Annotated in this window: 22 protein-coding genes and 2 pseudogenes; 6 read left to right on the forward strand and 18 right to left on the reverse strand. The window is 66.7% G+C overall.

Translation table 11 applies throughout. The features are described from left to right. Positions 1–3: 3 nt before the first annotated feature. Genes B3E94_RS19020 through ligD form a run of 3 tightly spaced genes read right to left on the reverse strand, consistent with a single transcriptional unit; the run spans position 4 to position 4,264 of the window. Positions 4–759 carry a PIG-L deacetylase family protein gene (locus B3E94_RS19020; RefSeq protein ID WP_286914689.1) on the reverse strand — a complete coding sequence of 252 codons (756 nt, stop codon included), beginning with the start codon at positions 757–759 and terminating at the stop codon, positions 4–6. Further along, entirely contained in the window at positions 756–1,799 is a 1,044-nt protein-coding gene (locus tag B3E94_RS19025) for an acyl-CoA dehydrogenase family protein (RefSeq protein WP_286914690.1), read from the reverse strand. Before B3E94_RS19025 ends, B3E94_RS19020 begins: the two co-directional genes overlap by 4 nt. After that, a complete protein-coding gene (gene ligD / locus B3E94_RS19030) occupies positions 1,796–4,264 on the reverse strand; it encodes a DNA ligase D (protein ID WP_286914691.1) in 2,469 nt (822 codons plus the stop codon). The genes B3E94_RS19025 and ligD overlap by 4 nt, the downstream gene beginning before the upstream one ends. 159 nt (positions 4,265–4,423) lie before the next feature. Between ligD and B3E94_RS19035 the strand changes: the two genes are divergently transcribed. Both B3E94_RS19035 and B3E94_RS19040 read left to right on the forward strand, forming a co-directional pair. Then, positions 4,424–4,885: a phosphotransferase system, HPr-related protein gene (locus B3E94_RS19035; RefSeq protein WP_286914692.1), complete on the forward strand. Its 462-nt coding sequence runs from the start codon at positions 4,424–4,426 to the stop codon at positions 4,883–4,885. A gap of 2 nt (positions 4,886–4,887) precedes the next feature. After that, positions 4,888–5,067 (forward strand): metallothionein, encoded by a 180-nt coding sequence (locus B3E94_RS19040; protein WP_286914693.1) that lies wholly within the window; start codon positions 4,888–4,890, stop codon positions 5,065–5,067. A gap of 202 nt (positions 5,068–5,269) precedes the next feature. Here B3E94_RS19040 and B3E94_RS19045 read toward each other — a convergent pair whose 3' ends face one another. From B3E94_RS19045 to B3E94_RS19065, 5 genes are read right to left on the reverse strand one after another with little or no spacing between them, the layout of a single operon-like run. Continuing rightward, positions 5,270–5,698, reverse strand: coding sequence for a hypothetical protein (locus B3E94_RS19045; RefSeq protein WP_286914694.1), 429 nt, complete (start codon positions 5,696–5,698; stop codon positions 5,270–5,272). Between the two features lie 30 nt (positions 5,699–5,728). After that, complete coding sequence (locus tag B3E94_RS19050) at positions 5,729–6,688, reverse strand: lysylphosphatidylglycerol synthase domain-containing protein (protein WP_286914696.1); 960 nt, start codon at positions 6,686–6,688, stop codon at positions 5,729–5,731. Next, complete coding sequence (clsB, locus tag B3E94_RS19055) at positions 6,688–7,890, reverse strand: cardiolipin synthase ClsB (protein WP_286914697.1); 1,203 nt, start codon at positions 7,888–7,890, stop codon at positions 6,688–6,690. The genes B3E94_RS19050 and clsB overlap by 1 nt, the downstream gene beginning before the upstream one ends. Next, positions 7,887–8,672 carry an endonuclease/exonuclease/phosphatase family protein gene (locus B3E94_RS19060; protein ID WP_286914698.1) on the reverse strand — a complete coding sequence of 262 codons (786 nt, stop codon included), beginning with the start codon at positions 8,670–8,672 and terminating at the stop codon, positions 7,887–7,889. The genes clsB and B3E94_RS19060 overlap by 4 nt, the downstream gene beginning before the upstream one ends. After that, a complete protein-coding gene (locus tag B3E94_RS19065; protein WP_286914700.1) occupies positions 8,669–9,586 on the reverse strand; it encodes a DUF72 domain-containing protein in 918 nt (305 codons plus the stop codon). The genes B3E94_RS19060 and B3E94_RS19065 overlap by 4 nt, the downstream gene beginning before the upstream one ends. A 154-nt stretch (positions 9,587–9,740) precedes the next feature. Here B3E94_RS19065 and B3E94_RS19070 point away from each other — a divergent pair, with 154 nt between their 5' ends. From B3E94_RS19070 to B3E94_RS19085, 4 genes and pseudogenes are all read left to right on the forward strand, one after another. Next, positions 9,741–10,142, forward strand: a complete 402-nt coding sequence (locus B3E94_RS19070) for a low affinity iron permease family protein (RefSeq protein ID WP_236235875.1) — start codon at positions 9,741–9,743, stop codon at positions 10,140–10,142. Between the two features lie 22 nt (positions 10,143–10,164). Further along, positions 10,165–10,716, forward strand: a complete 552-nt coding sequence (locus tag B3E94_RS19075; RefSeq protein ID WP_236235874.1) for an ATP-dependent Clp protease proteolytic subunit — start codon at positions 10,165–10,167, stop codon at positions 10,714–10,716. Between the two features lie 161 nt (positions 10,717–10,877). Further along, positions 10,878–11,087 (forward strand): annotated as a pseudogene (locus tag B3E94_RS19080) (general stress protein); the annotation flags it as partial. A 121-nt stretch (positions 11,088–11,208) separates the two neighbouring features. Continuing rightward, positions 11,209–11,496: a DUF6555 family protein gene (locus B3E94_RS19085; protein ID WP_286914710.1), complete on the forward strand. Its 288-nt coding sequence runs from the start codon at positions 11,209–11,211 to the stop codon at positions 11,494–11,496. Here B3E94_RS19085 and B3E94_RS19090 read toward each other — a convergent pair. The 10 genes and pseudogenes from B3E94_RS19090 to B3E94_RS19135 all read right to left on the reverse strand — a co-directional run. Further along, entirely contained in the window at positions 11,454–11,624 is a 171-nt protein-coding gene (locus tag B3E94_RS19090) for a hypothetical protein (protein WP_176511151.1), read from the reverse strand. The two genes, B3E94_RS19085 and B3E94_RS19090, sit on opposite strands and share 43 nt — an antisense overlap. Positions 11,625–11,794: 170 nt before the next feature. Further along, a complete protein-coding gene (paaZ, locus tag B3E94_RS19095; protein ID WP_286914703.1) occupies positions 11,795–13,849 on the reverse strand; it encodes a phenylacetic acid degradation bifunctional protein PaaZ in 2,055 nt (684 codons plus the stop codon). Between the two features lie 40 nt (positions 13,850–13,889). After that, complete coding sequence (locus B3E94_RS19100) at positions 13,890–15,122, reverse strand: OprD family porin (RefSeq protein WP_286914704.1); 1,233 nt, start codon at positions 15,120–15,122, stop codon at positions 13,890–13,892. Between the two features lie 27 nt (positions 15,123–15,149). Continuing rightward, positions 15,150–16,718, reverse strand: a pseudogene (locus B3E94_RS19105) (cation acetate symporter); the annotation flags it as partial. After that, complete coding sequence (locus B3E94_RS19110; RefSeq protein WP_176511155.1) at positions 16,709–17,017, reverse strand: DUF485 domain-containing protein; 309 nt, start codon at positions 17,015–17,017, stop codon at positions 16,709–16,711. The pseudogene B3E94_RS19105 and the gene B3E94_RS19110, both read right to left, overlap by 10 nt. Positions 17,018–17,175: 158 nt before the next feature. Continuing rightward, positions 17,176–18,252, reverse strand: a complete 1,077-nt coding sequence (paaE, locus tag B3E94_RS19115) for a 1,2-phenylacetyl-CoA epoxidase subunit PaaE (RefSeq protein ID WP_176511156.1) — start codon at positions 18,250–18,252, stop codon at positions 17,176–17,178. A gap of 15 nt (positions 18,253–18,267) precedes the next feature. Then, the gene (paaD, locus tag B3E94_RS19120; RefSeq protein WP_286914705.1) at positions 18,268–18,801 is read right to left on the reverse strand and encodes a 1,2-phenylacetyl-CoA epoxidase subunit PaaD; all 534 of its coding nucleotides are present in this window, start codon (positions 18,799–18,801) and stop codon (positions 18,268–18,270) included. Continuing rightward, positions 18,788–19,546, reverse strand: a complete 759-nt coding sequence (gene paaC / locus B3E94_RS19125; protein ID WP_286914706.1) for a 1,2-phenylacetyl-CoA epoxidase subunit PaaC — start codon at positions 19,544–19,546, stop codon at positions 18,788–18,790. The genes paaD and paaC overlap by 14 nt, the downstream gene beginning before the upstream one ends. 8 nt (positions 19,547–19,554) lie before the next feature. After that, positions 19,555–19,836 (reverse strand): 1,2-phenylacetyl-CoA epoxidase subunit PaaB, encoded by a 282-nt coding sequence (paaB, locus tag B3E94_RS19130; RefSeq protein ID WP_004374528.1) that lies wholly within the window; start codon positions 19,834–19,836, stop codon positions 19,555–19,557. A gap of 25 nt (positions 19,837–19,861) precedes the next feature. Beyond that, positions 19,862–20,371: Phenylacetic acid catabolic protein (locus tag B3E94_RS19135; protein ID WP_286914708.1), on the reverse strand; the 510-nt coding region annotated here is incomplete at its 5' end.

Raw genomic sequence — 20,371 nt, forward strand, 5'->3', positions numbered from 1 at the left:
CTCCTAGAGAAAGACCAGTTCGAACGGCTGCAGCAGGCACTCCAGCAGGTGGGCCGGCAGCACCGCAGGGCGCCCTTGGTCCGGTTCGAGCTGGCTGTGGTGCGCGGCCAGGGCCTGGCGCTTGCGCGCCAGGCGCGCTTCTTCGAGGGCGATGCGGTGCGCGCGAGGCCAGGGCAGGCGCGGGTCGTCGGGCTGCGCCCAGTGCCAGGCCCAGACCGGCACCTCGACCAGCTGCACCTTGCGCGCCTGGGCCGCCTGCGCTGCAGCGCGGCCCAGGGCTTCATGGTCGCAATGGCCATCGCCGCGCCAGGTGGTCATCAGCAGGTCGTCGGGGCGCAGCAGCTGGTTCAGGTGGTTGACCAGGAAGGCTTCGTCGCGTGGCAAGGCGCCGTCCTTGAGGTGCAGGCGCCGCCAGTCCAGCTGGTTGAGGTCAAGGTCCAGCTGCTGCAGGGCATGCCGGCTTTCCAGCGGCCGCTGGCGGCGCAGGCGGTGTTCGGTCCAGGTGGGCGAATCGGGGTGGCTGCCTTCGCCGTCGGTGGCGGAAATCAGCAGCAAGTCCTGCTCGCGGCCTTGCAACCCGGCCAAGAGGCCGCCGGCCATGAGGATCTCGTCGTCCGGGTGCGGCGCCAGCAGTACCAGGCGCCGGCCCGGCGGGCACAGCTGATCGGGGCTGACCCAACTGGCCCGGGCCAGGTGCGCCGATTGCTGCCAGTCGGCCCAGGGCGTGCCGCTGCTCGCTTGAATCAGGTTTTCGCTCATAACTGCCAGGCTCCTGCCGGCACCTGGGCCAGCTGTTGTCCAAGGGCGGCCAGGTCACGTTCGGCGTGGCTCTGGCGCAGGTACACCGGCAAGTCGGCGCTCAACCGGGCGAAGTGGCTGCTGCGGCAGAACGGCGTGGCGCCCAGGGCGCGGCCCACGTGGCGGATCACCTGCTCGACCGCCTGTTCGACCTGGGCACGCACGCGGCGCACCGCGAAACTGGCATCGGCGCCGGGGTTGCGGTCGATCCACGCCGCGCACTCGCGCAGCGCTGCGCGGGCGCCGCACAGCGCCGCATCGACTGCGCCCAGGTGGGCCTGGGCATGCGGGTCGGGGCGCGGCTTGCGGCATTGTTCGCGCAGGTAATCGGCCAGGGCTTCGGCGGCGCCATACCAGCAGGCGGCAATACCCGCGCCGCCATGCCAGAAGCCTGGGCGCGACAGGTATTGCCCGGGCTGGCCGACGGCGATGCCGGGGGCGTCGTCGAACTCGATCTCGACGCTGGTGGTGGTGGCCATGCCCACCGCCTGCCAGTGGTCGACCTGCAGGTGCTGGCGAGCATGGGCCAGCTCGATGGCGACCAATTGCGGCTGGTCGTCATCGGCCCAGGCGGTGATCAGCGCCCGGTCGATCTGCAGGGCGCCGGAACACCAGGCCTTGCGCCCGGCCAGGCGCACCTGGTTGCCGTCGCGGGCGACGATGCGGGCGCGGGCATCGGGCGGCTCGGCGGCCCATACGCCCCACACGCCATCGCCTACCCGGTGCGCAGCGCCGCATTCGGAGAGGATCGCCAGGGCATCGGTGTGGCCTTCGTACAGTTTCGCCAGGGCCAGGTCGCAGCCGGCGATCCGCGCCAGGGTCTGCCAGCGCTGCAGGGTATGGCCCTGGCCCGGCAGCGGCAGCACGTCCAGGTGTTCGGCCAGCAGCGCCTGCATCAGCGCCGCCAGCTGGGTGTCGAGGTTCAGGGCCTGGGGGCGCTCGCTGAAGGTGCGCAACAGGCTGTCGAGGGTGTTCAAGTCGAAATCCTGAATGATGCTCATGCCATCCCCATCTGCTTGCGCATGCGCGCGGTGATCGATTGGCGGGTCTTGCCCAGAGCCGCCCAAGGGTCCTCCAGGTCGGCCAGGCGCTCGGCCAGGTTGCCGATGTGCCATTGGTTGGCGCCCTTGAGCTGGGCCAGCTCCTCGCGCCAGATCGGCACCGACACCGGCAGCCCCTCGCGGGCCCGCAACGAATAGGCGCACGCGGTGGTGGCGCCCTGGCCGTTGCGCAGGTAGTCGATGAAAATGCGCCCGACCCGGTTTTTCGGGCCGGACACGGCGCTGAGGCGGTCGGGAAACAGCTTGGCCAGGTAGTCGACGATGGCGTGGCTGAAGTCCTTGACCGCGTCCCAGCTGTCGCGCCGGGTCAGCGGCACCACCAGGTGCATGCCCTTGCCGCCGCTGGTCTTGAGAAACACCTTCAGGCCCAGCTCGTCGAGCAGGGTCAGGGTCAGTTGGGTGGCTTCGAGCATGGCCTTCCAGGGCAGCGCCGGGTCCGGGTCGAGGTCGAGGACGAAGCGGTCGGGCTTGTCGAAGTCCTTGTCGGTGGCGTTCCAGGTGTGCAGTTCGAGCATGTTCATCTGCACGGCGCCGAGCAGGGTGTCGGCGCGGTTGATGACCATCGCCGCCTGGCCGGCTTCGGCCTTGTCGTAGGTGAGCACGTTGGGGATATGCAGCTGGCCGGCGTTCTTCTGGAAGAACAGCTCGCCGGCCAGGCCCTCGGGCGCACGCACCAGGGCCACCGGGCGGTGCTTGAGGTGCGGCAGGATCCACGGCGCTACCTGGGCGTAGTACTCGGCCACATCTCGCTTGGTGCTGCCGGAGGTGGCGTCGATCACCCGGTCGGGGTGGGTCAGGCGCAGCGTGCCCAGGGGCTCCTCGTGCGCTTGGCTTTTTTTGGCAACCTTGTTGCTGGGCATCGGGCGCTCCAGGTCGATGGCAGTGGCGGGCTTGTCGTCGCGCAGGCCATGGAACACCGCATGGCGCACCGAGCCATCGCGGGTCATCTGGGCATAGGCGACTTCGGCCAGCAGTTTCGGTTTCAGCCAGTGCACGCCCCGCGCCTCGGCGCCGGTCGGCGGGTTGGCCAGGGCCGGCTTGGCCACCTGCAGGGGCTTGAGGCGGGCGTGGATGCTGTCCAGGGTCGCGGCGCTGAAGCCGCTGCCGACCTTGCCGGCGTAATGCAATGTGCCGCTGTCCGGGTCATGCAGTGCCAGCAATAGGGCGCCGAAGCCGCTGCGGCTGCCCTTGGGGTCGGTGTAGCCGACGATCACGAACTCCTGGCGCTGCTTGCACTTGAGCTTGATCCAGTCGGCGCTGCGCTTGCCCAGATACGGGCTGCCCAGGCGCTTGCCGATCAGGCCTTCGAGCTGCAGGCGGCAGGCGCTGTCGAGCAGCGATTCGACCGGCTGGTCGAAGTCGGCGGAAAACTGCAGTTCATCGGCCGTGCTGGCTTCGAGCAGTTTGCGCAGGGTGTCACGGCGGTCTTCCAGGGGCAGCGGGCGCAGGTCCTGGCCGCTCAGGTAGAGCAGGTCGAACAGGTAGTAGACGATCTGCTCGTCGTTGTCGGTGTCGAAGGCGTTCTGCAGGGCCTGGAAGTCGGAAACGCCGTGTTCGCCGTTGACCACCATTTCGCCATCCAGCCACGCCGAATCCAGGCCCAGCGTTCGCAAGGCGGCGACCTGGCGGGGCATCTTGGCGCTCCAGTCGTGGCCGTTGCGGGTGAACAGGCGTACATCGTCGCCTTCGATACGGGCCAGTATGCGGTAACCGTCGAACTTGACCTCGTAACGCCAGTCGCCACTGGGCGGTGAGTCGACCAGGGTGGCGAGCTGCGGCTGCAACGTGTCGGGCTGAGCGGCCCGTTTGCGCCTGGCAGGTGCCTTGGCGCTCTTGGCGGGGGGTTGCGACACCAGGGTGCGGTCACTGAGCACGCTGTCGGGTTGGGCCTCGACCACGCTGTACTCCTGCTCGCTGCGAGCCTCGCCATCGTTGGACTTGACCAGCATCCACTGCTCTTTCTTGCCGCCCAGGTGGGTGCGGAACAGGTTCCACACGCCATTGAGCTTCTCGCCCTGCAGGCGAAAGCGCAGCTTGCCCTTGGCGTAGGCGTCCCGGGCATTGCCCTCTGGCTCCCAGATACCGCGGTCCCAGACGATCACATCGCCGGCGCCGTAATGGCCTTCGGGGATGTTGCCCTCGAAGCTTGCGTAGTCCAGCGGGTGGTCCTCCACGTGCACGGCCAGGCGCCGCACCTTGGGGTCCAGCGACGGGCCCTTGGGGATGGCCCAGCTTTTCAGCGTGCCATCGAGCTCCAGGCGAAAGTCATAGTGCAGGTGGCTGGCGTCGTGCTTCTGGATGCAGAACTGCAAGGCATGGGCCTTGCCCCGCCCGCGCTTGCCACTGGGCTCGGGGGTGGCGTTGAAATCGCGCTTGCGCTGGTACTCCTGCAGGGGCTTGGCCATGGCGGGCTCCGGGACGGTACGCGGGTCTCTAGAAGTTGGGAGGCAGCAGGGCGCGGGCGAGTTCAAAATATCGCCGCCGGAAAAACTCTGAATCATTGCCTGCCGGGCGCAGTCGACCGCATGTAGCGAATGCACCTATCCACCTGAGGGAGAACCGACATGGCCCGACCAGACGACCCCAAGCCTTACACCCCGCCCGAGATCGACGACACCGAGGACCGCATGGGCAGTGTCCACGAACTGGATTTCGATGAGCGCAACGACGAACGCCAAGGCCGCGTAGGGGATGAGCGCCCGGCACGGGAAGTCGATGAGGAATTTCCGCCGCGCCGGGTGGCCGAAAGCGGCATGACCGGTGGCGAGGCGCTGAGCGACAGCGCCCACGAGGACAACGTCACCTGGGACGACATGAGCCCGGACACCCTGCTCGATGAAAGCGGCGCGCGCGACGCCGACGAACCCGGGGGCGACGACGGCCCCGCCGACCAGATGCTGCGCCGGGTGGATGAGCGCGAGATCGGCGGCGGCATTGGCCTGGACGAAGCTGAACTGGCCCGCTCCGACCCCTTGGACGGCGAGCCATGGACCGATGATGTGGTGGACGACGACACGAGGAAATGACCATGAACGAGCAACGCTGCGCCTGTGAGCACTGTTCCTGCACGGTGGGCGAGAATGCCGTGATGCGCGAGGGTAAGGCCTATTGCTGCGAAGCCTGTGCTTCCGGGCACCGTGGCGGTGAGCCTTGCCGCATGGGTAATTGCACGTGTGCCAAGGCTGCACGGCCTGGCCTGAGCCAGTAGCGACCACTGCGGTGCATGGCCAGGGCTTCGCCCTGGTTCGCGGGGCAAGCCCGCTCCCACAACAATCTCGGAGCCGGTGCTTTTGCTCTTGTGGGAGCGGGCTTGCCCGCGAACACCGGCAAAGCCGGTGCCATCTCGCAGCCCTTGCTTTTCTTGTGGGAGCGGGCTTGCCCCGCGAACACCGGCAAAGCCGGTGCCAGGCTCAGTGCGTCTGCCAGATACCGTTATTGCGCTCGCAGTCACTGCGCGCCTGCCCCAGGCTCGGGGTGTCGTAATAGTAGGTAATCACCCGCGCATCCTTGGACAACGCCGGCCGCGTCGACGGCTCAGCGCCGCCCACGGCTTTCGGATTGGCCAGCGCCTCCTGGGTCAACGGCGCGATGCAGCTGCCGACGCTGCCATCGGCGCAATGCGCCACCTTGTGCTTCTGGCTATTGAGCATCTCCTTGCTTTCATTGCTGCACGACCAGTTGATGGCCTCGGCCGGCATGTTGCTGAAGCTGTAGCAGGTATGCCCCTCCACAGGTTTGACGGCGTTGCTGGACGAGCGGGTCGTCACGTCACAGGCCTCGGCCAGCACCTGGGTACTGACCAGGCTGCCCACCAGCACCACCCACACAAATGAACGCATGTGCCACCTCCCGGGCGTTTCGGCCCGTGTTCAGGTCTTGCGTAAAGTCGCTTTACTGCGTTGGCGCATGGTCCGTGCGCGTTTCTCCAGCACCAGGTACGTGACCACCGCCAGCAGCAACGGGATCAGGTAGTACAGGGTGCGATAGCCCAGCAGCGCGGCCACCAGGCTGCCCTGGCCCAGCTGCCCATGCAGCAGCGCCAAAAACACCGCTTCGAGCACGCCCAGCCCGGCAGGAATGTGCGCAACCACCCCGGCCACGCAGCTGATCAGCAAGATGCCGAGAATCGATGGGTAGAACAGCTCGCCCGGCAGCAGCCAGTGGATCAGCGCCGCCATCAGCGCCCAGTTGCTCGCGCCCAGCACCACCTGGCACAGCGCCAGGCGCAGCGAGGGCAGGGTGATCTCGTGCTCGCGGATATGCCAGGTACGTTTCTTGGCGAAGGCACAGGCCAGCAGGTAGCCCAGCGCGATCGCCAGCAAGGCGAAACCGATGATCTGCAGCCCGGTGACGCCCACCGCCCAGTTTTCCGGCAGCTTGACCAGGCGCAGGGCGAACACCGTGCCCGCCAGCAGCATGTAGCCCATCCAGTTGGTCAGCAGGCCCAGGGTGAGAATCCGGGTAATGGTCGCGTTATCCAGGCCCAGCCGGCCATACAGCCGGTAGCGCAAGGCCACGCCACCGACCCAGGTGGTGAAGTTCAGGTTGAACGCATAGCAGACGAAGGCCACCGGCAGCACCTGCCGCGCAGGCAGCTGGTGCCCGGTGTAGGCGCGTGCCAGCAGGTCATAGCTGGCGAAGGTCAGGTAGCTGCACAGCGCCAGGCCCAGCCCGATCAGCAAGGTGCTCGGCTTGTACGCCACCAGCGACTGGCGCACTTCGTGCCAGTCCAGGTTGCGCGCCAGGGTGTACAGCAACACCGGAATCAGCACGATGAACAGCACGGTCAGCAGGCGCTTGGCCCAGCGGTGCCAGCGTTTGTCAGCCATCAGGTATTGCCCTCGTGAAGGTCGCCCTGGGCCTGCACCTCAGGCTGCAGCGAGCGCAGCCGCTGGCGGTGCGCCGGGAACCAGCCGGCGATACGCGGGAAATGCCGGATGACGTGGAAGCACACGAAAATCAGCGGCGCCCGCCACCAGTAACCGCGCACCATGCGCTCCAGGGTCACGGCCTTGCACTGCTCGCTGGCCAGGGCGCTGAGGTGCTGGTGCAGGTGCTGGTTGAACGCCCGGTCACGGATCAGCAGGTTGGCCTCCAGGTTGAACGACAGGCTCAGCGGGTCGAGGTTGCTCGAACCCACGGTCGACCATTCATCGTCCACCAGCGCCACCTTGCCGTGCAGCGGCCGCTGGCAGTACTCGTGGATGTGCACGCCATCGCGCAGCAGGTAGTTGTACAACAGCCGCGACAGGGCACGGACCCAGCGCATGTCTGGCTGGCCCTGCAGGATCAGCGTCACCTGCACCCCGCGGCGGGCGGCGTTGCGCAGTTCACGCAGCAGGCGGTAGCCGGGGAAGAAGTAGGCATTGGCGATGACGATGCGCTGGCGCGCAGCACGCAGCGCCTGCAGGTAGCAGGCTTCGATGTCGGTGCGCCGGCGGGCGTTGTCGCGCTCCACCAGCACGGCACTGGCTGGCCCTGTGGCAGCCACCTGCGGGCGCACCTCGCTGGGTGGGTCGAGCACCGGCGCCATCAGCCTGCGGCTGGAGGCATGCACCTGGGCCACCACCGGCCCGCACACTTGCACCGCGTAGTCCTGCTTGGCCATCGGCCCATAGTCGCCCAGGTGATCGGCGCTGTAGTTGATGCCGCCAATGAACGCCAGCTCGCCGTCGATGACCACGATCTTGCGGTGCAGGCGGCGGAACAGGTTGGTGCGCATGCCGGCCAGGCGCGGTTGCGGGTCGAAGGCGTGAAAGCGCACACCGGCTTCGGTCATGGCCGCGACGAAGGCGTCCGGCAAGTCCGCCGTGCCATAGCCATCGACTGCCATTTCCACCCGCACGCCACGCCGGGCTGCGTCGATCAGCACCTGCTTGAGCTGCTGGCCGACCTTGTCGTCGAAGATGATGAAGGTTTCCAGGAGGATTTCCTCGCGTGCCTGGGCCATGGCCTCGAACACACGGGGGTAGTAGGCCTCGCCATTGACCAGCAGCTCAACGCTGTTGCCTTGCGTCCAGGGTCTGTTCACAGGCTGATCTCCGCGGCAAGGGGGGCGTGGTCGGAAAGGTGCGACCAGGGGTATTTGGCCAGCACCTGGGCCTTGCTCGGCAGGGCATTGCGCAGGTAGATGCGGTCCAGGCGCAGCAGCGGCAGGCGCGCCGGGAAGCTGCGCGCGGGGCTGCCGTAACGCTCGCCAAAGGCTTCGACCAGGCGCTGGCCGAGTACGGCATCGGCTTTCAGGCGCCAGTCGTTGAAGTCGCCCGCGACGATCACCGGCGCCTTGGCCGGCAGGCTGTCGAGCAGGTCGAGCAGCAGCTGCACCTGGCGTTGCCGGTGCGCTTCGCGCAGGCCCAGGTGCACGCAAACCGCATGCACCTGGTCGTGGCCGGGCACCTCCAGGCGGCAATGCAACAGCCCGCGCTCCTCGTTGCCGTGGATCGAGACATCGAGGTTGCGGTGCTCGACGATGGGAAATTTCGACAGCAGCGCGTTGCCGTGGTCGCCATGGGGGTAGACCGCGTTGCGGCCATAGGCGAACTGCGGCCACATGCTGTCGGCGAGAAACTCGTACTGCGGCGTCTGCGGCCATTCGGGGTGGCGCTGGGCATGCTGCTGGTGGCTGCCATGCACCTCCTGGAGGAATACCAGGTCGGCGCCGCTGGCGCGCACCGCTTCACGCAGCTCCGGCAGGATGAAACGCCGGTTGAACTGGGTGAAACCCTTGTGCACGTTGATCGTCAGCACGTTCAGGCGGTGCACCGTGGTCAGCCGGTCGGTCAGGCTGTCGGTGGCGGGCAGGGTGTCGTTCACAGGGCCACCTCCGGCTCGACACCCGGTTCGGTCAGCAGCGGGCCGTCCAGCGACAGTTTGTCCAGCAGGCGCCTGGCGTCGTAGGGCGCGTGCACCTTCTGGTCATTGTCGAAATAGCAGTAGATGTCACGCGATGCGCGGCGCCGTGGCGGGCGCGCCAGTACCAGCTGGGCATCGTCCGGCTGGCCGCCGTGGCTCCAGCGCTGGATGCGCTGCTGCCAGCGGCGCAGGGCACGCGCGGTGTAGCCGCTGCTGTAGAGCTCGACGTCGCCGTGCAGGCGCAGGTAGACGAAATCGGCGGTGAGGTCTTCGACATAGGGCCATTTGCCGGCGCTGTCCGCCACCACCAGCGCCACCTTGTGCTTGCGCAGCAGCTTGATGAAGGCCTCGCAGAGGAAGCTCTCGTTGCGGATTTCCACGGCATGGCGCAGGCGCGCATTGCCGCGCCCCAGGTTGCTGATGTTGCCGCGCAGGCGCTCGGCACAGGCCCGGGCACAGGCGCGTGCTGCTTCATGGTCCTGGGGCAGGCGTTCGAGGAAGTGGCTGAAACGGGCTTCATCGAACTTCATGTTCGGTGGGAACTGCCAGAGGATCGGCCCCAGCTTCTTGCCCAGCTGCAACGGCCCCGAGGCGAAGAAGTTGGCCAGCGGCTCGTCGATGTCCTTGAGCCTGCGCACATGGGTGATGTAACGCGGCGCCTTGACCGCGAAGACGAAGCCGTCCGGGGTGTCGTCACGCCAGTGCTGGTAGCGCTCTGGCGTCTGCAGGCTGTAGAACGAGCCATTGATCTCGATGCTGTTAACCGCCCGCGAGGCGAACGCCAGCTCGCTGTGCTGGGGCAGGCCTTTGGGGTAGAAATCGTTGCGCCAGGGGCCATAACGCCATCCGGAAATACCGATGCGGATCTCGCTCACACTGCCGTCCTCGCTGCCAGGTGTCCTTTGAACTGCGACCGGGTGGGCAAGCCCAGGGTTCAGCGCGGTTGACCAGTGGCGCAGCGGCGAGGGCAAGGGAACTTTGCTGCGGCGCGCCTCTCCACCGAAGGACGAACTGGTGAGGACCGGTGGCATGAAATTCGACCGTTTCGCCCAATGGCTGGCCAACTGGACAGGGCGCCCGCTGTCCTTCGCTGTCGCCTTGTTGCTGATCCTGGTGTGGGGCCTGAGCGGGCCGCTGTTCCACTTCAACGACACCTGGCAACTGGTGATCAATACCTCGACCACGATCATCACCTTCCTGATGGTGTTCCTCATCCAGAACACCCAGAACCGCGACAACGACGAGCTGCACATCAAGATCGACGAGCTGCTGCGCACCACCCGCCGCGCGCACAAGGCGCTGCTCGACCTCGAAGACATGGACCCGGCGCAGCTGCGTGCCCTGCGCAAGCAGTACCAGCTGATGGGCGAGCGCGGCGACGACGATGCGGGTGCGCAAGAACAGGACGACCCACGCGAGGCCAGGAAATGACCCGCCCAACCTGGAGGCAAGCATGGCCAGACACATCATTCACTTCACCGGCCCGATCAACTCATCCACCTGCGGCAACCTGATCAACACCTGTTCCAAGGCGTTGCAACAGGGCGCCGAGCTGTTGCAGCTGAACATCGCCACCATGGGCGGGGAGTGCAGCTACGGCTTCACCCTGTACAACTTCCTGCGCACCCTGCCGGTGCCGCTGCACACCCATAACCTGGGCACCGTCGAGTCGATGGGCAACATCCTGTTCCTGGCCGGCGAGCACCGTACCGCCTGTGCCTACAGCAAGTTTCTGTTCCACCCGTTCCACTGGACCTTGCACGGCTCGGTGGACCATGCGCGCATGGCTGAATACGCCATGAGCCTGGACTATGACCTGCGCCTGTACGCGCAGATCGTTGCCGAGCGCACCCAGGGCAGCAGCGAGGTGCTGGACGTGGCCCGTTACCTGATGGCCTACCCGCGCATTCTCGGGCCGCAGGAGGCGCTGGCCAGCGGCATGATCCATGCCATCGACGAAATGCCCATCGAGGCCGAGATGGCCCAGTGGAGCGTGCATGCCTAAGGCGCAAAGCCTGCGCGCAAACAATTGCCGAAGCGGCGTTTGGTGCCGCCGGTCAGTCGGCGCCAATCCGATTGAGCAGAGGGGGCGATGGGCGGCTCGCAAGTAGGGCATGGCCAAGGTTCATGCGTCCCACCCCATCCAGCACAAGGAGATACCCGATGGCTCGTGACCCACAGCGAACCGGACGACGTGGCGGTACCAAGGAAACCAACCCCGGCAACTTCGCCAATGACCGCGAACGGGCGGCGCGTGCCGGCCACAAGGGCGGCCAGGCGTCGGGCGGCAACTTCGCCAACGACCGCGAACGGGCCGCCGAGGCAGGCCGCAAAGGTGGCCAGAACAGCCACGGTGGCGGGCGTCAGCCGCAGTGACCGGCACCCAGGCGAGGCCCGCGGGCCTCGCCTGCTGATTTTGTTCGACAATTTTTTTGAATCTTTCGCCACGGGCGTCACTCAATGAAGAGTCATCCATGGAGAACAGGAGGGCCCCGTGATGCCTAATCCCGCGCTGTACATCATCGACTACCAACTGCACGGCGAACCGCGCAGTTTCATCATTCGCCTGGACCGCCTCGACAATGCCGAGGCCTGGCATTGGGCGAGCTGTGATGCGGGGATCGGCATCATTCCCAAGTTCGGGCGGGAGAAGATCAAGAAGGTCAGCCGGCCCATGGCCGAGCGCTACGGCATCACGGCCGTGAGTTGGCGGGTCTCGGGGGAGAGGCCCGCTTCCACCACTCAAGCCCCGGATTCGGGGTCGCTGGCCGGCACGCCAGGCTGATGCGGGTCGTCGTCGGCGACGCTGGGGTCGGCATCCGGGTCGTCGGCGCGGTCGTTGCGTTTTTCCGGGTCCAGTTCGGGCCAGTCATCCTGGGCGTTGCCGCCGCCCATTCTGAATAAAGCGTTCATGGCTGTCTCCCTTGGGGGTTGATGCTCGTTGGAGTGCGGGGAAGCCATGAACAATCGTTTTTTTGCAGGTGATACCGACCGGCGGCCTCATCGCCGGCAAGCCGGCTCCCACAGGGACCAGCGCAATACTTGTGGGAGCCGGCTTGCCGGCGATCAGGCCATCGGCTACCTCACCCCTGACGCTTGAGCACCAAGGTCAGGATGTCATAACTGGCCACCAGCTCACCCAGCTGGTTGGTCACCTCCACATCCCAAGCCACCACCCCTTGCGGTTGCCCCAGCGGGCTGGTCTTGCCCTGGTCGATCTTGCGCTTGCAGGTCAGGCGCGCCTGAATGGTGTCGCCAATGCCCACCGGGTTGATGAAGCGCAAGGTGTCGAGCCCGTAGTTGGCCAGCACCGGCCCCTCACCTGGCGACACGAACAACCCGGCCGCCGCCGACAGCACGAAGTAGCCATGGGCGATGCGTTTGCCGAACTGCGACGCCTTGGCCGCGATTTCGTCGAAGTGCATGTAGAAGTGGTCGCCCGACAGGCAGCCGAAGTTGACCAGGTCGGCTTCGGTCACTGTGCGCCGGTGAGTCAGCAGCGACTCGCCGATGCGCAACTCCTCGAAGTAGCGACGGAACGGGTGCACCTCGGTCTCGATCACCTCGGCGCCACGCACGTACTCGCCGGTAACGGCGCTGAGCATGCTCGGCGAGCCCTGCACGGCGGCGCGTTGCAGGTAATGCTTCACCGCGCGCAGGCCGCCCAGCTCTTCGCCACCGCCCGCGCGGCCCGGGCCGCCATGCTTGAGCTGCGGCAGCGGCGAGCCGTGGCCGGTGGACTCCTTGGCCGCTTCGCTGTCCAGCACCAGCAGGCGGCCGTGCCAGGCCGCGGCCACCGGGATGGCCTTGGCGGCAACGGCGCGGTCGGCGGTGACCAGCGAGGCCACCAGGCTGCCTTTGCCGCGTGCGGCCAGGGCCAGGGCTTCATCGAGGTCGTCATAGGCCATCAGCGTGCTGACCGGGCCAAACGCTTCGATATCGTGGGCGCCGCCTTCGGCATGCGGGTCGCGGGCCTGCAGCAGGGTCGGGGCGAAGAACGCGCCTTCGGCTACGCCCTCGCCACGCGGGGCAAAGCCGTCGCTGGCGCCGAAAATCTGCTCGCAGCTCTGCAGCAGGCTGCGCACGCGCTCGCCAACGTCGCGCTGCTGGTCATGGGAGGCCAGGGCGCCCATGCGCACGCCTTCGACCGACGGGTCGCCCACCACCACCTTGCTCAAGCGCTCACGCAGGCGCGTGGCAACGGCATCCAGGTGCTTGGCCGGGACGATGGCGCGGCGGATGGCGGTGCATTTCTGCCCGGCCTTGGTGGTCATTTCGCGCACCACTTCCTTGATGTACAGCTCGAACTCTTCGCTGTCCGGGGCCACGTCCGGGCCGAGGATGGCGCAGTTCAGCGAGTCGGCTTCGGCGGTGAACGGTACCGAGTTGCGAATCAGGTTGGGCGTGACGCGCAGCTTGGCCGCGGTGTCGGCGGAACCGGTGAAGGTCACCACGTCCTGGCCCTGCAGGCGGTCGAGCAGGTCGCCCGTGCTGCCGATCACCAGCTGCAGGCTGCCCTCTGGCAGCAGGCCCGAGGCATTCATCAGGCGCACCACGGCTTCGGTCAGGTAGCTGGTCGAGGTCGCCGGTTTGACGATGCACGGCATGCCGGCGAGGAAGGTCGGGGCGAACTTCTCCAGCATGCCCCAGATCGGGAAGTTGAAGGCATTGATGTGCACGGCCACGCCGGCGCGCGGCACCAGGATGTGGCTGCCGGCGAAATGGCCTTGCTTGCCCAGCGGCATTGCCGGGCCTTCGTGCACCAGGTTGCCCGAGGGCAGCTCGCGGCTGCCGATGCCCGCGTAGGAGAACAAGGTGGCGTTGCCGCCTTCGATGTCGATCCAGCTGTCGGCGCGGGTGGCGCCGCTGTGGTGCGACAGCGCGTAGAGCTGCTCCTTGCGCTCGGCCAGGTACAGGGCCAGGGCCTTGAGGCGCGCGGCACGCTGCTGGAAGTCCATTGCCATCAGTGCGCGAAGGCCTTGCACGCGGGCGAACGCCACTGCTTCGGCGAAGTCTGGGCGCTCTTCGTGGCTGTAGGCCAGGACATCGCCATTCAAGGCGCTGCGCAGGGCCTGGGCGCCGTGCTGGCCGATCCAGCGGCCGGCGATGAAGCTCTGCAGGGTTGGGGCGTCAGACATGCTGTTCTCCAGTGCTGTTCTCAAAAAGGGTGGGGCGCTGTTACCACAGCGCCAGGGTGTAGCCGATGATCAGGCGGTTTTCGTCCACGGCATTGGTCAGGCCATTGCCGGAACGGAAGGTGACGTTGCGCCAGCGCAGGCTCACGTCCTTGAACGGGCCGCTCTGGATGACGTAGGTCAGGTCGGTGTCGCGTTCGCGTTCGCGGCCGTTGCTGACCGTGGCGGTTTCGGCGTGGCGCCCGTCGGTGTAGCGGGTCATGAAGCTCAGGCCAGGGATGCCCAGCGCCACGAAGTCGTAGTCGTAGCGCAGTTGCCAGGAGTCGAGCCCGGCGCGGGTGAAGGTGTTGTAGGTCACCAGGTTGACGGTGAACGGGTCGCCGCCATTGACGAACGGGAAGGCGCTGTCACCGGACATCTGCTGCCAGGTGGCGGTGAACTTGTGGGCCTTCACGCCGAGGGTGAACATGGCGTTGAAGTTGCGGTTGTCGATGTTGCCGGCGCGTTCGGCGCCGTCGTTGCGGCTGTCGAAGTAGCGCAGGTCGCTGCGCAGGCTCAGGCCTTCACCCAGGGGGCGGGTATCGACCAGGCCGACGAACTGCTGGCGGTAGATGTCTTCGAGCTTGGCGTAGTAGTAGCTGACGCTGGTCTGCGGGGTGAGCGCGTAGCTGCCGCCGGCAAAGTCCAGGTGGTCGCTGCTGGCGGCGCCGTAGCCCATGTCGTCGCGCCCGGACGAATCGCGCAGGTTGACCTTGCTCAGGCGCCCGGCGTTGACCGTGAGGTTGCCCAGCTCCTGGCTGGTCAGCTGGCCGCCCTGGAAGGTCGAGGCCAACAGGCGCGTGTCGTTGTACATCACCACCGGCAGCATCGGCTGCAAGGTGCCCAGGCGCAGGGTGCTCTTGGACACCCGCAGCTTGCCGGTCAGGCCCAGTTCGCTGTAGTCGTCCACCGGCTCATGGCTGTTCGGGCCGAATGGCAGCAAGCCGGTGTTGCGCCGGTCGCGGCTGGAATCGAGCTTGATGCCGAGCTGGCCCATGGCATCCAGGCCAACGCCCACCGGGCCCTCGGTGAAACCGGACTCGACGCGGGCGGTAAAGCCCTGGGCCCATTCCTCGGCCTTGGCCTGGGGCGCGTTGCTCTGGCGGAAGTCGCGGTTGATGTAGTGGTTGCGCAGGTCCAGGCGTGCGTGGCTGTCGCCGATGAAGTCGGCCGACGCCGGCAGGGGCAGGGCCAAGGTCGCCATCCAGGCAGCGGATTTGAGCTGTATGCGGTTCATTGTTGTTATACCCGACATGGTCAATGTTCAGTGCTTGCTGGCGCCGGCAGCGCCGATACCGGTCATGGAGCGGATGAACTGGGCCAGGTAGCGGCCGCGCTCCTGATGGGCGCGCTCGGAGCCGTCGGTGACCGAGAACACCCAGGCGCCGAGGAACGCCAGGCTCATGGAGAACAGGGCAGGGTTGCTGTAGGGGAACAGCGCCTGCTCGTGGTGCAGCACGTTGACCCACACCGCCGGGCCCAGCACCACCAGCACGATCGCCGAGGCAAGCCCGGCCATGCTGCCGCACACCGCGCCACGGGTGGTCAGGCCCTTCCAGAACATCGAGAGCAGCAGCACCGGGAAGTTGACCGAGGCCGCCACGGCCAGCACCAGGCCGGAAAGGAAGGCGATGTTCTGCGACTCGAACACCAGGCCCAGCACCACCGCGAGCATGCCGATCACCAACGTGGCGATGCGCGACACGCGCATTTCTTCCTGCTCGCTGGCCTGGCCCTTGCGGATCACGCAGGCATACAGGTCGTGGGACACCGCCGAAGCGCCGGACAGCGCCAGGCCCGCGACCACGGCCAGGATGGTGGCGAACGCCACGGCGGAAATGAAGCCGAGGAACAGGTTGCCGCCCACGGCCTGCGCCAGGTGCACCGCAACCATGTTGCCGCCGCCGATGATCGCGCCGCTGGCGTCGCGGTAGGCAGGTTCGGTGCCGACCATGACGATGGCGCCGAAGCCGATCACGATCAGCAGCAGGTAGAAGTAGCCGATGAAGCCGGTGGCATAGAACACGCTCTTGCGCGCTTCCTTGGCATCGCTGACGGTGAAGAAGCGCATCAGGATATGCGGCAGGCCGGCAGTGCCGAACATCATGCCCAGCCCCAGGGAAATCGCATCCACCGGGTTCGACAGCAGGCCGCCCGGGGCCATGATCGCCTGGCCCTTGGCGTGCACGGCCACGGCGTTGGCGAACATCGCCTCGGTGCTGAAGCCAAAGTGCTTGAGCACCATGAAGGCCATGAAGCTGGTGCCCGAGAGCAGCATCACGGCCTTGATGATCTGCACCCAGGTGGTGGCCAGCATGCCGCCGAAGGTCACGTAGGCGACCATCAGCACGCCCACCAGCATCACCGCGTACAGGTAGCTGATGCCGAACAGCAGTTCGATCAGCTTGCCGGCGCCGACCATCTGCGCCACCAGGTACATCAGCGCCACGGCCAGGGTGCCGAACGCCGAGCTCAGGCGCACCGGGGTTTGTGCCAGGCGGTAGGAGACCACGTCGGCGAAGGTGTACTTGCCCAGGTTGCGCAGGCGCTCGGCGATCAGAAACAGGATGATCGGCCAGCCGGCCAGCACGCCCAGGGCATACAGCAGGCCGTCGTAGCCGTTCATGAACATCATCGCGGAAATACCCAGGAACGACGCCGCGCTGATCATGTCGCCGGCGATCGCCAGGCCGTTCTGCATGCCGGTCAGGCCGCCGCCGGCGGTGTAGAAGTCGCTGGCCGAGCGGGTGCGCAGGGCTGCCCAACGGGTCACCAGCAAGGTGAAGCAGACGAACACCATGAACATCGAGATGGCAGTCCAGTTCATTGCGCGCACTCCTGCTTGACCTTGTCGTTGAGCGGGTCGAGCACATTGTTGGCGCGATGGACGTAGATGCCGGTGAGGGCGAACGACACCAGCACCATGAGCACGCCGACCAGCATGCCGACGGTGGTCACCCCGCCGCTCAGGGATTGGCCCAGGGTGCTGGGCGAGAAGGCCACAAGCAGGACGAAGCCGTAGTAGATCGCCAGCATGGCCAGGGTCAGGCCGCCGTTGAGGCGGCGTTTGCGCCGCACCAGGTGCTGGAAGTCGGGGTGATTGCTGATGCTTTCGATGTGTTCGGGGGTCATGGCAAGCGTTCTCTGGTTTTGTAGTTGTTTTTTGAGGTCACGCGGATGTTGCGGTGTTGCTGATGGCCCTATCGCCGGCAAGCCGGCTCCCACAGGTATTGCGCTGGGACTGAGGCCAATGTGGGAGCCGGCTTGCCGGCGATGCAGGCGACTCGGTTTCAGAGCTGGTCGAAATCGAGAACGACCTTGTCGCTCACCGGGTAGGTCTGGCACGACAGCACATACCCGGCCGCCACTTCGTAGTCCTCCAGCGCATGGTTGCTGTCCATCTCCACCTCGCCTTCGATCACCCGACATTTGCAGGTCGAGCACACGCCGGCCTTGCACGAATAGGGCAGCTCGGCGCCGATGGCATTGCCGGCGTCCAGCACGTTCTGGGTATTGCGCGGCAAATCGAAGCTCAGCGCCCGGCCATCGCTGATCACGGTGACCTGGCTCAGCGCCGAGTCCACCTGGCGCGCTGCCTCGCGCGCCTCGCGGCGAGCTTCGCTGCCGGCGGCGGCGAACAGCTCGAAGTGGATGCGCGCCTTGTCCATGCCGTTGGCCTGCAGGCTGTCGCGCACGGTTTCGGTCATCGCCTGCGGGCCGCAGATGAACGCCGCGTCGAGGCTGGCCACGTCCATCCAGCGGGAGAACAGCTGGCCGCACTTGTCGGCATCGATGCGGCCGTTGTAGAGGTCGACGTCCTGCTGCTCGCGGCTGAACACGAAGATCAGGTTCAGGCGCTCGAGGTAGCGGTTTTTCAGGTCTTCGAGCGTGTCGCGGAACAACGCACCGGAGCTTGAGCGGTTGCCGTACAGCAAGGTGAAGCGGCTGTGCGGCTCGCTGGCCAAGGTGGTGGCGATGATCGACAGGATCGGCGTGATGCCGCTGCCGGCCGCCACGCCCAGGTAGTTGCCCTGGCGCGCCGGCTCCAGCGGCACGTTGAAGCTGCCGCTCGGTGGCATCACCTCCAGCTGCTGGCCGGCCTTGAGCACGTCGTTGGCGAACGCCGAGAAGCGCCCACCGGGCACGCGCTTGACCGCCACGCGCAGCTCGCCGTCCTGCACGGCGCTGCAGATCGAGTAGGAGCGGCGCACTTCTTCATCGCCCAGCTGGGTGCGCATCACCAGGTGCTGGCCCTGGGTGAAGCGAAACGCCTGCTCCAGGTGCGCCGGCACCTCGAAGGCAATCGATACCGCGTCACGGGTTTCGGGACGCACTTGCTTGATGGTCAGGCTGTGAAACTGGCTCATGGTGTTCTCCACGGCTCAAATGCATTTGAAATAGTCGAACGGCTCCAGGCACTCGCGGCAGCGATACAGCGCCTTGCAGGCCGTGGAGCCGAACTGGCTGAGCAGTTCGGTATTGGCGCTTGCGCACTGCGGGCAGCACACCTGCGGCGCCTCGCCGAGCAGGCTGCGCTTGCTGGCGCTGCCTTGCGGCGGGGCGATGCCATAGGCGCGCAGGCGTTCGCGGCCCAGCGCGCTGATCCAGTCGGTGCTCCAGGCCGGGGTCAGCCGGCGTTCCAGCTCTGGCGCGGCGAACCCGGCCTGCTCCAGCGCCTGGCGGATATCGCCCTCGATCACCTCGGTGGCGGGGCAACCGGAGTAGGTCGGGGTGACCACCAGGTGCAGGTGCCCGGCGCGCCAGTCGAGGTCGCGCACGATGCCCAGGTCGACCACGCTGACCACCGGCACTTCCGGGTCCATGACCTCGCCCAGCACCGCCCAGGCGCGGGCCAGGTCGTCGCCACGGGCCGCCCGGGCGCCGCGGTCACCGGCAATCAGCTCACCAGGTTGCATCGGGGTAGGCCCTTGGCAGGAACTGCATTTCGGCCAGCAACAGGCCCAGGTGCTCGCTGTGCAGGCCTTGCCGACCACTGAGGTAGAAGTGGCTGGCAGCCTTGGGCAACGGCAGTTCGACCGTGGCGAACAGGCTGCTCACCTGTTGCAGCCAGGCGGCGCCGACGGCGGCCGGGTCGGCGGCGATGCCGGCTTGGGCCAGGGCCACTTCGCTGTCGCTGCCCGCAGTCAGCTCCACGGTGAAGCGCCACAGGGCCGGGACCGCATCGAGCATGCGCCGGCGGCTTTCGTCGGTGCCGCCAGCCAGGCGCTGCACCCACTCGCCGGAGCGGCGCAGGTGGTAGGTGACTTCCTTGAGCGCCTTGGCGGCGATGCCGGCGATGCGTTCATCGCTGGAGTCGGCCAGGCGCTGCAGCACGGCATGGTGCCAGGCGTCGTAGAAGAACTGCTTGGCCATGGTCACGGCGAAATCGCCGTTGGGCTGCTCGACCAGCAACAGGTTGCGAAACGCCCGCTCGTCACGGCGAAACGCCAGGGCGTCGGCGTCGCGGCCGTCGTCGAGCAGTTCGGCGGCGTAGTCCAGCCAGTTGCGGGCCTGGCCGACCAGGTCCAGGCCGACGTTCATCAGCGCCAGTTCTTCTTCCAGGGCCGGTGCGTGGCCGCACCACTCGCACAGGCGCTGGCCCTGGATCAGGGCGCTGTCGCCGAGCAGCAGCAGGTAGGGGATGAGAGCTTGCTTGTGCATGGCCAACCTCACATGTGCCCGACTTCGTCGGGCAGTTCGTAGAAGCTGGCGTGGCGGTAGACCTTGTCGTCCGAAGGGGCGAACAGCGGGTCTTTCTCGTCAGGCGAGGAGGCGGTGATCAGTGCCGAGGGCACCACCCACAGGCTCACGCCTTCGCTGCGCCGGGTGTACAGCTCGCGGGCGTTCTCGATGGCCATGGCGGCGTCGGCGGCATGCACGCTGCCGACATGCTTGTGGTTCAGGCCGTGCTTGCTGCGCACGAACACTTCGTAGAGGGTCCAGACAGACATCTTCAATCTCCGCATCAATCGCCGCTCAGGCGGCGTTCTTGTTCTGTTGCTTGCGTGCGTAGGCCACGGCCGCTTCACGCACCCAGGCGCCATCCTCGATGGCCTTGCGGCGGGTGGCGACGCGTTCCTGGTTGCACGGGCCATTGCCCTTGATCACTTCGTAGAACTCATCCCACTGGATGTCGCCGAAGTCGTAGTGGCCGCGGGCTTCGTTCCATTTCAGGTGGGGATCGGGGGCGGTGCAGCCGAGCAGTTCGAGTTGCGGCACGGTCTGGTCGATGAAGCGCTGGCGCAGTTCGTCGTTGGTCTGGCGCTTGATCTTCCAAGCCATGGACTGGGCGCTGTTGGGCGAATGCTCATCGCTTGGGCCGAACATCATCAGCGCCGGCCACCAGAGGCGGTCGATGGCGTCCTGGACCATGTCCTTCTGCGCCTGGGTGCCCTCGCGCATCATGGTCAGCAGCAGCTCGTAGCCCTGGCGCTGGTGGAAGCTCTCTTCCTTGCAGATGCGGATCATGGCGCGGGAGTAGGGGCC

This window comes from Pseudomonas sp. UBA6315, from assembly GCF_002438125.1.
GTDB lineage: Bacteria > Pseudomonadota > Gammaproteobacteria > Pseudomonadales > Pseudomonadaceae > Aquipseudomonas > Aquipseudomonas faucium.